The sequence below is a fragment of the Streptomyces sp. AM 4-1-1 genome, assembly GCF_029167625.1.
Classification (GTDB): Bacteria; Actinomycetota; Actinomycetes; order Streptomycetales; family Streptomycetaceae; genus Streptomyces.
The window spans coordinates 1,832,738-1,844,156 of record NZ_CP119145.1; the positions used below are offsets into that span (position 1 = coordinate 1,832,738).

At 71.3% G+C, this 11,419-nt stretch carries 11 protein-coding genes; 5 read left to right on the forward strand and 6 right to left on the reverse strand.

The window, feature by feature from the left end; genetic code table 11:
• Window positions 1-295 precede the first annotated feature (295 nt).
• Both dusB and PZB75_RS07700 read right to left on the reverse strand, forming a co-directional pair.
• The gene (dusB, locus tag PZB75_RS07695) at window positions 296-1,444 is read right to left on the reverse strand and encodes a tRNA dihydrouridine synthase DusB (RefSeq protein ID WP_275534543.1); all 1,149 of its coding nucleotides are present in this window, start codon (window positions 1,442-1,444) and stop codon (window positions 296-298) included.
• 262 nt (window positions 1,445-1,706) lie between these two features.
• Window positions 1,707-2,687, reverse strand: coding sequence for a helix-turn-helix transcriptional regulator (locus PZB75_RS07700; protein WP_275534544.1), 981 nt, complete (start codon window positions 2,685-2,687; stop codon window positions 1,707-1,709).
• 53 nt (window positions 2,688-2,740) lie between these two features.
• On the opposite strand from PZB75_RS07700, the gene PZB75_RS07705 reads away from it, so the two are divergent.
• A complete protein-coding gene (locus tag PZB75_RS07705) occupies window positions 2,741-4,309 on the forward strand; it encodes an MFS transporter (RefSeq protein ID WP_275534545.1) in 1,569 nt (522 codons plus the stop codon).
• A 123-nt stretch (window positions 4,310-4,432) separates the two neighbouring features.
• Here PZB75_RS07705 and PZB75_RS07710 read toward each other — a convergent pair whose 3' ends face one another.
• Window positions 4,433-4,651, reverse strand: coding sequence for a DUF6243 family protein (locus tag PZB75_RS07710; protein ID WP_275534546.1), 219 nt, complete (start codon window positions 4,649-4,651; stop codon window positions 4,433-4,435).
• A gap of 314 nt (window positions 4,652-4,965) precedes the next feature.
• Window positions 4,966-6,348: a glycine--tRNA ligase gene (locus PZB75_RS07715; RefSeq protein WP_275534547.1), complete on the reverse strand. Its 1,383-nt coding sequence runs from the start codon at window positions 6,346-6,348 to the stop codon at window positions 4,966-4,968.
• A 154-nt stretch (window positions 6,349-6,502) separates the two neighbouring features.
• On the opposite strand from PZB75_RS07715, the gene PZB75_RS07720 reads away from it, so the two are divergent.
• The 4 genes from PZB75_RS07720 to PZB75_RS07735 all read left to right on the forward strand — a co-directional run bounded on the left by PZB75_RS07720 (window position 6,503) and on the right by PZB75_RS07735 (window position 9,829).
• Window positions 6,503-7,480, forward strand: coding sequence for a metal ABC transporter substrate-binding protein (locus PZB75_RS07720; RefSeq protein WP_275534548.1), 978 nt, complete (start codon window positions 6,503-6,505; stop codon window positions 7,478-7,480).
• Between the two features lie 47 nt (window positions 7,481-7,527).
• Window positions 7,528-8,430: a metal ABC transporter ATP-binding protein gene (locus PZB75_RS07725; RefSeq protein WP_275534549.1), complete on the forward strand. Its 903-nt coding sequence runs from the start codon at window positions 7,528-7,530 to the stop codon at window positions 8,428-8,430.
• 2 nt (window positions 8,431-8,432) lie between these two features.
• Window positions 8,433-9,326: a metal ABC transporter permease gene (locus PZB75_RS07730; protein ID WP_275534550.1), complete on the forward strand. Its 894-nt coding sequence runs from the start codon at window positions 8,433-8,435 to the stop codon at window positions 9,324-9,326.
• 65 nt (window positions 9,327-9,391) lie between these two features.
• A complete protein-coding gene (locus PZB75_RS07735; RefSeq protein WP_275534551.1) occupies window positions 9,392-9,829 on the forward strand; it encodes a transcriptional repressor in 438 nt (145 codons plus the stop codon).
• 100 nt (window positions 9,830-9,929) lie between these two features.
• Here the strand turns inward: PZB75_RS07735 and PZB75_RS07740 are convergent, their stop codons facing one another.
• Both PZB75_RS07740 and PZB75_RS07745 read right to left on the reverse strand, forming a co-directional pair.
• Entirely contained in the window at window positions 9,930-10,496 is a 567-nt protein-coding gene (locus PZB75_RS07740; RefSeq protein ID WP_275534552.1) for a YcxB family protein, read from the reverse strand.
• A 67-nt stretch (window positions 10,497-10,563) separates the two neighbouring features.
• The gene (locus tag PZB75_RS07745; protein ID WP_275534553.1) at window positions 10,564-11,400 is read right to left on the reverse strand and encodes an isoprenyl transferase; all 837 of its coding nucleotides are present in this window, start codon (window positions 11,398-11,400) and stop codon (window positions 10,564-10,566) included.
• Window positions 11,401-11,419: the final 19 nt, after the last annotated feature.

Here is an 11,419-nt window from a genome sequence, read left to right on the forward strand (position 1 = left end):
CATGTGAGCACGCCCCCTATCAAGGGTGGCGAGGATCACGCTCATCGCGGTGCTCCGATACCACCATTCGGACGACCTCGGGTACGGCGAACGGGGGGTGGGGAAACGGATTCCGTTTCCCCCCCCCCCCCCCCCCCGCCGCGCGCCCCGGGAACCGATCCCTGGCCGCGCCCGGTGCCCGACCGGTGCCGCGCCTCGATCCCACATCCCGGTGCCCGCGCCTCGGTACCCGCGCCTCAGCAGCTCACCTCGGCCATGGGCCCCCGCAGCGCCTGGCGGCCTGGGCCGCCGCGCATCAGCCGCCCGAGGTGTCCAGCTCCGCGTCCGCGCTCACGCAGGCACTGTCGAACGGGTCCTTCAGCCAGCCGTCCGGCAGCACGACCCGGTTGTTGCCCGAGGTCCGTCCGCGCGGTCCGTCCGCGCCGTCCGGCCACGGCTGGTCCAGGTCCAGCTCGCTCAACTGAGCGCCCAGCTCGTCCAGCGACGAGGTGACCGCCAGCTTCTTGCGCATCTCGGAGCCGACCGCGAAGCCCTTGAGGTACCAGGCCACGTGCTTGCGGAAGTCGATCACTCCGCGCCTCTCGTCGCCGATCCACTCGCCCAGCAGCGTCGCGTGCCGCAGCATGACGGCCGCCACCTCGCGCAGCGGCGGGGCCTGCCGGGTCCCGGTCCCCTCGAAGGCGCTCACCAGGTCGCCGAAGAGCCAGGGCCGCCCCAGACAGCCCCGCCCCACGACGACGCCGTCGCAGCCGGTCTCGCGCATCATCCGGTGGGCGTCGTCGGCGCACCAGATGTCGCCGTTGCCGAGGACCGGGATCTCCGGCACGTGCTCCTTGAGCCGGGCGATGGCCTCCCAGTCGGCCGTGCCGCCGTAGTGCTGGGCCGCCGTCCTGCCGTGCAGCGCCACGGCCGTGACGCCCTCCTCCACGGCGATCCGGCCCGCGTCCAGATAGGTGAGGTGGTCGTCGTCGATGCCCTTGCGCATCTTGATGGTGACCGGGACGTCCCCCGCGTGCGAGACGGCCTCGCGCAGGATCGCCCGCAGCAGCGGCCTCTTGTACGGCAGTGCCGAGCCGCCGCCCTTGCGGGTCACCTTCGGGACCGGGCAGCCGAAGTTCAGGTCGATGTGGTCGGCCAGGCCCTCGTCCACGATCATGCGGACGGCCTCGCCGACGGTCACCGGGTCGACGCCGTAGAGCTGGATCGAGCGCGGGGTCTCGGTCGCGTCGAACCGGATGAGCTGCATGGTCTTCTCGTTGCGCTCGACCAGGGCCCGCGTCGTGATCATCTCGCTGACGAACAGCCCCTTCCCGCCGGAGAACTCACGGCACAGGGTGCGGAACGGGGCGTTGGTGATACCGGCCATGGGGGCGAGCACCACCGGCGGCTGCACGGTGTGCGGGCCGATCCGGAGCAGCGGGAGGGAGGGGGCGAGCGTGGTCATTCCCCCATTGTCGCGTACGCCGAAAGTTCGCCGCGTACGCGTGGAGCCCCCGTCGCGTACACCTGAGGCGGGTCGCGACCCGAAACCCGACGCGGGCGCCGCCTGAGGCTCCCCACGTACGCCCTCCGAGCCCTCCCGACCCACCCGGCCTCCCCGACCTTCCCGACCTTCCCGACCCGCCGTCCCGTCCCGTCCGGCCCGCGCTCAGTCCCCGGTCTCGCCGACCTTCCCGACCCGCCTTCCCGTCCCGTCCGGCCCGCGCTCAGTCCCCGGTCTCGCCGATCGCCAGCGCCAGCAAGCGCTCCAGCCGCTCCCTGGTCCGCTCGTCGGCGGGCACGTACGTCACCATGCGCGGCCCCGCGGAAGGACCCAGCCAGAAGTCGGTGTGGTCGAGGTGAAGCAGCCCCACACCGGCGTTGCGGAAGTGCTTGGTCGGGCCGCCCTGTCCCACCACTTCGTGCCGCGCCCAGACCTCGCGGAACTCGGGCGATGCCGCCTCCAGCCGTCCGAGGAGGGCTTTCCAGGCGGGCTCGGCGAGGTGACCGGCCATGGCGGCCCGGAACTTGGCGGTCATCAGCCGGTGCATCGCGGGGAGGTCGACGACGGACTCGCGCCAGTCCTGGTGGGTGTACGACAGGATCAGGCAGTTGCGGTCCTCGGGGGCGACCGCGTCCAGGTCGCAGAGCAGCCGACCGTAGGTGCGGTTGTACGCGAGGATGTCGTACCGGCTGTTCTGCACGCAGGCCGGAAACGGTTCCAGTCGCCTCAGCGTCTGCCGCAGCGCCGGGGTGATGCTGGGGCACTGCGTGCCAGGGGCGGGGTCGACGGCGCCCGAGAGCGAGAAGAGGTGCGAGCGCTCGCTGCGGTCGAGGAGCAGCGCGCGGGCGAGGGAGTCGAGGACCTGCGGCGAGACCTGGATGTCTCGGGCCTGTTCCAACCACGTGTACCAGGTGACGCCGACGGCGGAGAGCTGGGCGACCTCCTCCCGGCGCAGGCCGGGGGTGCGCCGGCGTCGCCCCCGGACGAGGCCGACCTGTTCGGGGGTGATGCGCTCACGGCGGCTGCGCAGGAAGGCCGCCAGTTCGTGCCGCCGGACCTCGGCGTCGGGGACCTCACGCGCGGGGCCTCCGGACGCGTCGGTGTCGGGTGCCGAGGGTTCCCCGGATGCCTCCGGGGCCCCGGTCCCGCTGTTCGCCGTCGTCCCGCTGTTCGCCATGGTCCCGCCGGTCGCCGTCATCGTCATGCCCCCAGAGTGCCGAACGGCCCGGCGGTGTGCCAGGTACTGCTGGTACCAGCATGAGAAGACTCTGGTACCAGGCTGGGGGCTGGACGATCCTCGTGGTCGTGAACGATTCCACCGCACTGACCACGGCCTCATCCACTCCCCCGGTCTCCCCGTCCACCGAACCCCCGTACCCGCGATCCCCGTACCCGGAATCCCGGGGCGAGCGCCATGATCACCGCGCGCCCGTGCTCGGCACGCTCGGGCTGTTCACCGTGCTGCTCGGCGCCGCGCTGCCGCTCGTGGACTTCTTCATAGTGAACGTCGCCCTGCCCACCATCGACCACGATCTGGCCGCGGGCCCCGCCCTGTTGGAGCTGGTCGTGGCGGGCTACGGCCTCGCGTACGCCGTACTGCTGGTCCTGGGCGGCCGGCTCGGCGACATGGCGGGGCGGCGCAGACTCTTCCTGATCGGGATGGCCGCCTTCGGCCTCACCTCGCTCGCCTGCGGGCTCGCCCCCGACGCCTGGTCCCTGGTGGGGGCCCGGGTCGCACAGGGCGCGGCGGCGGCCCTGATGCTGCCGCAGGTGCTTGCCACCATCCAGTCGGCGACCGCCGGGCACCGGCGTGCCCGTGCGATGAGCCTGTACGGGGCGACCGCCGGGCTCTCCATGGTCGCGGGCCAGATGCTCGGCGGGGTCCTGGTCGCCGCCGCGCCGCTGTCCTCGGTGTTCGGCGACAGCGCGGGCTGGCGCTCGATCTTCCTGGTGAACGTGCCGGTGGCGGCGGTCGGTCTGGTGCTCGCCGTCAGTACCGTGCCGGAGACCCGCTCGGACCGGCCCGCGCCGGTCGATGTGCGCGGCACGCTGCTGCTGGCGGCGTCGCTGGTGACGCTGCTCGCGCCGCTCACCGAGGGGCGGGCGGCGGGCTGGCCGCTGTGGACGTGGATCTCGCTCGGTCTGTTCCCGTTCGCCGCGGTGGCGTTCTACCGGGTCGAGCGGCGGGCGGACCGGCTCGGACGGACCCCGTTGGTCCCGCCGAGCCTGCTGCGGCTGGACTCGCTGCGCCATGGGCTGGGTCTCCTGGTGCCGTTCTCGGTCGGCTTCGGCGGTTTCATGTTCGTCATCGCCGTGGCGCTCCAGCAGGGGCTGGCGATGAGTCCGGCCATGGCGGGACTGTCGATGACACCGATGGCGGTGGCGTTCTTCGGGGCGTCGCTGGCCGGTCCCCGGCTGATCCGCCGCCACGGCAGCCGGGTCGTGACGGCGGGCGCGCTGGTCCAGGGCGTGGGGGTGGCCGTGCTCGCGCTGACCGTGTGGCGTGGCTGGCCGGGCCTGGGGCTGTGGGAGCTGCTGCCGGGCATCGCGATCGCCGGGCTCGGGCAGGGGCTCCAACTGCCGGTGCTCTTCCGGATCGTGCTCTCGGACGTGCCGTCCGAGCGGGCCGGGTTGGGCGGCGGGGTGATGACGACGACGCAGCAGGCGTCGCTGGCCCTGGGGGTGGCGACGCTGGGCACGCTGTTCCTGGCGCTGGTGCCCGGCGCGGGGATGCGGGACGCGCTGTCCGTGACGCTGCTGGCGCAGTTGGCGGCGATCGCCCTGACGGCGTCGCTGAGCCTGCGGCTGCCGCGCGCCGTGTCGTGACAGCGACGCGGGACGCCGGCTCGACATCCCCCGGAACGGACGAAGGGCAGGGTCCGGCCGCCCCGCGAAGCACGGGGGCGGCCGGACCCTGCCGAACGAAAGGCCCTGGTGCCGCTCCCGGCACTAGCTCCGGGGCGCGGACTCCGGCCCGGCCGAGTCGTCGCCCTGGGCGGGCGTCGCGGACTGCGCGCGCTCACGCATCTTGCGTACCAGCTCCTGCTTCTGGTCGGCCGCGTTCATGCGGTCGGCGTTGCGCTCGGGGCCCGCGCCCTGCTGTTCGGCGCGGGACAGCTTCTTGCGCTGTCCTCCGACACCGAGGAGGTTGTTGCGGCTCTTGGCCACGGAGTTCTCCCATCGTGGTGAGACCTGAGGTCTGAGGTGATCCGGAAACGAACCGTCGGGCGGCGGGTGGTCGGACCCGCCGCGCACTCACTCGTAGATCTGGAAGAACGAAGACATGCCGGAAACCGTACCCCGGGCCGATGGCGCCGGGCACCCACTTTTCCGGCCCGGCGGCCGGGCCGGTCCCGGCCGCCGCCGGCCGGAGCGCACGACGAGGCCCCCGGCTCCGGGACCGGAACCGGGGGCCTCGCTCTCCTGATCGACCGGTATCAGCGGATGATCAGTGGGTGATCGGCGGGATCAGCCCGAACGGCTCAGCAGCCCGCCAGACGGGCACCCAGGTACGCCTGGATCTGGTCCAGCGAGACGCGCTCCTGCGTCATCGTGTCGCGCTCGCGCACGGTCACCGCGTTGTCGTCGAGGGTATCGAAGTCCACGGTCACGCAGAACGGCGTACCGATCTCGTCCTGACGGCGGTAGCGGCGGCCGATGGCGCCCGCGTCGTCGAACTCGATGTTCCAGTTCTTCCGCAGGTCGGTGGCGAGGCCCTTGGCCTTCGGCGACAGCTGCGAGTTGCGCGACAGCGGCAGCACCGCGACCTTGACCGGCGCCAGGCGCGGGTCGAGGCGCATCACGGTGCGCTTCTCCATGACGCCCTTGGCGTTCGGCGCCTCGTCCTCGATGTAGGCGTCGAGGAGGAAGGCCAGCATCGCGCGGCCGACACCGGCCGCGGGCTCGATGACGTACGGGGTCCAGCGCTCGCCGGCCTCCTGGTCGAAGTACGACAGGTCGGTGCCGGACGCCTTGGAGTGCGCGGTGAGGTCGTAGTCCGTGCGGTTGGCGACGCCCTCCAGCTCGCCCCACTCGCTGCCGCCGAAGCGAAAGCGGTACTCGATGTCAGCGGTGCGCTTCGAGTAGTGGGACAGCTTCTCCTTCGGGTGCTCGAACCAGCGCATGTTCTCCTCGCGCATGCCGAGGTCGCGGTACCAGTTCCAGCGCTGCTCCATCCAGTATTCCTGCCACTGCTCGTCCTCGCCCGGCTTGACGAAGAACTCCATCTCCATCTGCTCGAACTCGCGGGTGCGGAAGATGAAGTTGCCCGGAGTGATCTCGTTCCGGAAGGACTTGCCCATCTGGGCGATGCCGAACGGCGGCTTCTTGCGCGAAGTCTGCTGCACCTGGCCGAAGTTGGTGAAGATGCCCTGCGCGGTCTCGGGCCGCAGATAGGCGACGGAACCGGAGTCCTGGGTGGGGCCGAGGTGGGTCGAGAGCAGACCCGAGAACTGCTTGGGCTCGGTGAAGGTGCCCTTGTTGCCGCAGTTGGGGCAGTTGAGGTCGGCCAGGCCGTTGGCGGGCGCGTGGTTGTGCTTCTCCTCGTACGCCTCCTCCAGGTGGTCCGCGCGGTAGCGCTTGTGACAGGAGGTGCACTCGGTCAGCGGGTCCGAGAAGGTGGCGACGTGCCCGGAGGCCACCCACACGTCGGACGCCAGGATGACCGACGAGTCGAGACCGACCACGTCCTCGCGGGAGGTGACCATGTAGCGCCACCACTGGCGCTTGAGGTTCTCCTTCAGCTCGACGCCCAGCGGCCCGTAGTCCCAGGCGGCCTTCTGGCCACCGTAGATCTCACTGCAGGGATAGACGAAGCCACGGCGCTTGCTCAGGCTGACGATGGAGTCGATCTTGTCGGCGGCCACGGTGCTCTCTTCATTACGACGACGACGAACGCGAAGCCTTCAGATTACCGGCGGGCGCACCCTTTGGATCAAATCGGTTGGCGGTCAGAGGGTCATCCGAGCATCTCATCATCCTTGTTGACAATCGTTTCCATTTTTGTTGAAAATGAGTGTCATGAACGTACGACGCCTCATACCCCTCGCCGCCGTCTCCGGAGCGGTCGCCCTCGGTCTCACGGCCGTCTCCGCCTGCTCCTCCGGCACCGCGGGGGACGATCACAGGAGCGGCGACAAACTGGCCGTGGTGGCGTCCTTCTACCCGATGCAGTTCCTGGCCGAGGAGATCGGCGGGAAGCACGTCTCCGTCACCGCGCTGACCAAGCCGGGCGTCGAGCCGCACGATCTGGAGCTGTCCCCCCGGCAGATCGGCGGGCTGAGCGACGCCGACTACATCCTCTACCTCAGGGGCCTCCAGCCCGCCGTCGACGACGCGGTCGAGCAGTCCGGGGCCCGGCACGCGGTCGACGCCGCGAAGTTCACCACGCTGGAGAACCACGGCGCGGAGGTCGACGGCGGCGGGGACGAGCACGCGCACGACGGCGGACACGACGAACACGACCACGGCGGGTCCGGCGCCGACCCGCACATCTGGCTGGACCCGGTGAAGTACGCCGAGGTCGCCAAGGGGGTCGGCACGTCCCTGGAGAAGGCCGACCCGGACCACGCCGCCGACTACCGCGAGAACACCGACGCCCTGGTCGGACGCCTCGGCGCCCTCGACACGGCGTACCGTACGGGGCTGAGGAACACCACCACCAAGACCTTCATCACCACCCACTCCGCCTTCGGCTACCTCGCCGAGCGGTACGGGCTGAAGCAGGAGGGCATCGCCGGTCTCGACCCCGAGGCCGAGCCGAGCCCCGCCCGGATCAAGGAGATCCAGGCGGTCGCGAAGCGGGACAGGGCGAGCACCGTCTTCTTCGAAGCACTCGCCAGTGACAAGACCGCCAAGACCCTCGCGGGGGACACCGGGCTGCGGACCGATGTCCTCGACCCGCTGGAGGGAATCACGGACGCGTCCCACGGCGATGACTACATCGAGGTCATGGAGTCCAACCTCGCCGCGCTGCGGAAGGCACTCGGCGCGAAGTGACTCACGTATCAGCGGTGACTCACGCATCAGCAGTAACGGAGGCACTCATGCCCGAGCCCACCACCCTCGAACCCACGTCCACACCGGACCCCCCGCCCGCCCGGCAGGCACCCCCCGGTACCACCGACCCCACCGGTACCGGTGCCACGCCCGAGTCCGGCCCCGACCCCCTCCTGGCCACCGGTCACCGCGGCGACCCGGTGATCGCCGTGCGGGGCGCGACCGCCACGCTCGGCGCCCGACCCGTGCTGCGCGGCGTCGACTTCACCGTCAACCGCGGCGAGGTCGTCGCCCTGCTCGGCGCCAACGGCTCCGGCAAGTCGACGGCCGTGCGCTCGGTCATCGGCCAGGTCCAGCTGACCGGCGGCGCGATCGAGCTGTTCGCCACCCCGCTGCGCCGCTTCCGGTCCTGGGCACGGGTCGGTTACGTACCGCAGCGCACCACCGCCGCGTCCGGCGTCCCCGCGACCATCCGCGAGGTGGTCTCGTCCGGCCGGCTGTCCCGCACCCGGCTGCGGTGGCCGGGCAAGGCGGACCGGGCCGCCGTCCAGCGGGCCATCGAGCTGGTCGGACTCGCCGACCGGGCGGGCGACTCCGTGGACACCCTGTCCGGAGGGCAGCACCAGCGCGTCCTGATCGCGCGGGCGCTCGCCGCCGAACCGGAGCTCCTGATCATGGACGAGCCGATGGCGGGCGTCGACCTGCACAGCCAGGAAATCCTCGCCACCACCCTGCGCGAGCAGGTCGCGGCGGGCACCACGGTGCTGCTCGTCCTGCACGAGCTGGGCCCGCTGGAGCCTCTGATCGACCGGGCCGTGGTGCTGCGCGACGGCTGCGTGATGCACGACGGACCGCCCCCGAAGGCCGTCGGCCAGCACGCGCTGCCCGGCCACGACCACGTACACCCCCACGCGGCTTCCGAGCCCGCCCGGACCGGACTGCTGAGCTGACCATGGAATTCCTCCAGCCCCCCTTCATGCAGCGGGCCCTGATCGCCGCCGTGCTGGTCGGCGTCATCGCCCCCGCCGTCGGCATCTATCTCGTGCAGCGCCGCCAGGCCCTGATGGGCGACGGCATCGGCCACATCGCGATGACCGGCGTCGGACTCGGCTTCCTGCTCTCCACCAGCCCGGTGTGGATGGCGACGGCCGTCGCGGTGGCCGGCGCGATCACGATGGAACTGATCCGCTGGTACGGACGCACCCGCGGCGACGTCGCGCTGGCCATGCTCTTCTACGGCGGTATGGCGGGCGGTGTGCTGCTGATCAACCTCTCCGACACCGGCTCCAACGCCAAGCTGAGCTCGTACCTCTTCGGCTCGCTCTCGACGGTCTCGCCCGGGGACATCACCGCGATCTGCCTGCTGGCCGCCTTCGTGCTGCTGGTCACCCTGGGCCTGCGGCGGCAGTTGTTCGCGATCAGCCAGGACGAGGAGTTCGCGCGGGTCACCGGGCTGCCGGTGCGCGCGCTGAACCTGCTGATCGCGGTGACGGCCGCGGTCACCGTCACCGTCGCGATGCGGGTCGTCGGCCTGTTGCTGGTCAGCGCGCTGATGGTGGTGCCGGTCGCCGCCGCGCAGCAGATCACCAAGTCCTTCGCGGTGACGTTCGTGCTCTCCGTGGTCATCGGCACGGCCGTGACCCTGGCCGGCACGGTGACCTCGTACTACCAGGACGTGCCGCCCGGCGCGACGATCGTGCTGCTGGCCATCGGCGTCTTCGTCGCCCTGACGGCGCTCGCCGCGCCGCTCGCGAGAAGGCGGGCGCGCGCGGGTGAAACGGCCGGGGAGGAGTGCACCCTGGGGGTACCGGCCCCACGCGCCGGCACGGACGACCTCCGGGTCTGACGGTGCCGCCGGGGCGGACTGGCACAATGGCCCGACATATGTACGGGCGACACGAGGAGGCTCCTGTGGCGACGGCGCCGATCAGTGGTACCAACACAGCCCCGGTACGCGGCCGGTCGACCCGGCAACGAGCGGCGGTGGCGGCGGCGCTCGACGAGGTGGACGAGTTCCGCAGCGCCCAGGAACTGCACGATGTGCTCAAGCACCGGGGCGACTCGGTCGGACTGACCACCGTCTACCGCACACTCCAGTCCCTGGCCGACGCGGGCGAGGTCGACGTCCTGCGCACCGACGAGGGGGAGGCGGTCTACCGCCGCTGCTCGACCGGCGACCACCACCATCACCTGGTGTGCCGGGTCTGCGGCAAGGCCGTCGAGGTCGAGGGACCGGCGGTGGAACAGTGGGCGGAGACGATCGCCGCCCAGCACGGCTATGTCAACGTGGCCCACACGGTGGAGGTCTTCGGCACCTGTGAGGAGTGCGCCAGGACCCCGCGGAGCTGATCCGGCCCGGCCGGCCGGACGGGAGGCCCCGCCCCGCGACGACGTACGGCCCCGGGCCGGACCCGCCCCCATGGCGGACCCGGCCCGGGGCCGTACGCGTTCAGCGGCGCTGGAGGTGGCGGTCGAGGATCGCCCGCAGCCGGTCCAGCTCGGCCTCGTCCCGCACCCCGCGCTTGGCCAGCACCGTCATACCGACGGCGTTCCTGTCGTCACTGACCAGCACGAACAGGTTCGGCGTCTCCACGAAGCGGGGCAGGGCCCGCCAGTAGGTGGTCGTGACGCTGTTGTCGTTGGAGAGGGTCAGACCCGTCTCGTCCGCCCGCGCCCGGAACCCGCCCTGGCGCTCGAACATCCGGTGGAACTGGCGCGCCTGCAACCACGGTGACAGCAGCAGGGCGAAGGCCACGACGAGGAGGACTCCGCCGGGAAGCGGGTTCAGCCCCGCCACCCCCGCCCCCACCGCGTACGCCACGCCCAGCACGAGCGACAACACGAGCAGGAGCCGCTGTCGCCTTCCGGCGGCGCCGACCCGGTTCCGCGCGCGCAGCGCCTCGGTCAGGTCCTGGACGGTCGGCCGGAACTCCAGCTCGACCGCCCCCGCCGCCGTCCCCGCGGCCTGCGGCGCCACGGGTCCTCCCGCCGGCTCCGGCTGATGTGCGTCGGTCACGGCCCCTCCCCAGGTGTCGATCACAGCCCCTCCCCGAGGACGAGCGAACCGTGATCATAACCACAGGTCAGCCCTGGGTCTCCGGGGTGCTCCCGGCCACCGCAGCCGCTTCCTCCGCCCCGCCGAACCGCCGGTCGCGCTTGGCGTACTCCAGGCAGGCCCGCCACAGGTCACGGCGGTCGAAGTCCGGCCACAAAACGTCCTGGAAGACCATCTCGGCGTACGCGCTCTGCCAGATCAGGTAGTTGGAGGTGCGCTGCTCGCCGCTGGGGCGTACGAAGAGGTCCACGTCCGGCATGTCCGGGTAGTACATGTACTTCGCGAAGGTCTTCTCGGTGACCTTCGAGGGGTCGAGCCGCCCCGCCGCGACCTCCCGCGCGATGTGCTGCGCCGCGTCGGCGATCTCCGCCCGGCCACCGTAGTTGACGCAGAAGTAGAGCGTCATCGCGTCGTTGTCCCGGGTCTGTTCCTGGGCGACCTGGAGTTCCTGGACGACCGACTTCCACAGCTTGGGCATCCGGCCCACCCAGCGGATGCGGATGCCGAGTTCGTTCATCTCGTCGCGGCGGCGGCGGATGACGTCCCGGTTGAAGTCCATCAGGAACTTCACCTCCTCCGGGGACCGCTTCCAGTTCTCGGTGGAGAAGGCGTACAGCGAGAGGTTCTTGACGCCCATCTCCAGGCAGCCCTTGAGGACGTCCATCACGACGCCCTCACCGACCTTGTGGCCCTCGGTGCGCGGCAGACCGCGCTCCTTCGCCCATCGGCCGTTGCCGTCCATCACGACCGCCACGTGCTCCGGGACCAGATCACCGGGGATCTTCGGGGGCCGGGCGCCGGAGGGGTGCGGCTCGGGGGTCTTGTACTCGCGCCGGGTACGTCCCAGAATCCCGCGTCGTGCCATGAGCTGTCTCGTCTCCCTG

Excerpts from the sequence above, each read along its gene's own strand:
- dusB (WP_275534543.1), bottom strand. The coding sequence starts at position 1,444 with ATGACCACGCTCGCCCCCTCCCTCCCGCTGCTCCGGATCGGCCCGCAC.
- PZB75_RS07700 (WP_275534544.1), bottom strand. The coding sequence starts at position 2,687 with ATGACGATGACGGCGACCGGCGGGACCATGGCGAACAGCGGGACGACG.
- PZB75_RS07705 (WP_275534545.1), top strand. The coding sequence starts at position 2,741 with ATGAGAAGACTCTGGTACCAGGCTGGGGGCTGGACGATCCTCGTGGTC.
- PZB75_RS07720 (WP_275534548.1), top strand. The coding sequence starts at position 6,503 with ATGAACGTACGACGCCTCATACCCCTCGCCGCCGTCTCCGGAGCGGTC.
- PZB75_RS07725 (WP_275534549.1), top strand. The coding sequence starts at position 7,528 with ATGCCCGAGCCCACCACCCTCGAACCCACGTCCACACCGGACCCCCCG.
- PZB75_RS07730 (WP_275534550.1), top strand. The coding sequence starts at position 8,433 with ATGGAATTCCTCCAGCCCCCCTTCATGCAGCGGGCCCTGATCGCCGCC.
- PZB75_RS07745 (WP_275534553.1), bottom strand. The coding sequence starts at position 11,400 with ATGGCACGACGCGGGATTCTGGGACGTACCCGGCGCGAGTACAAGACC.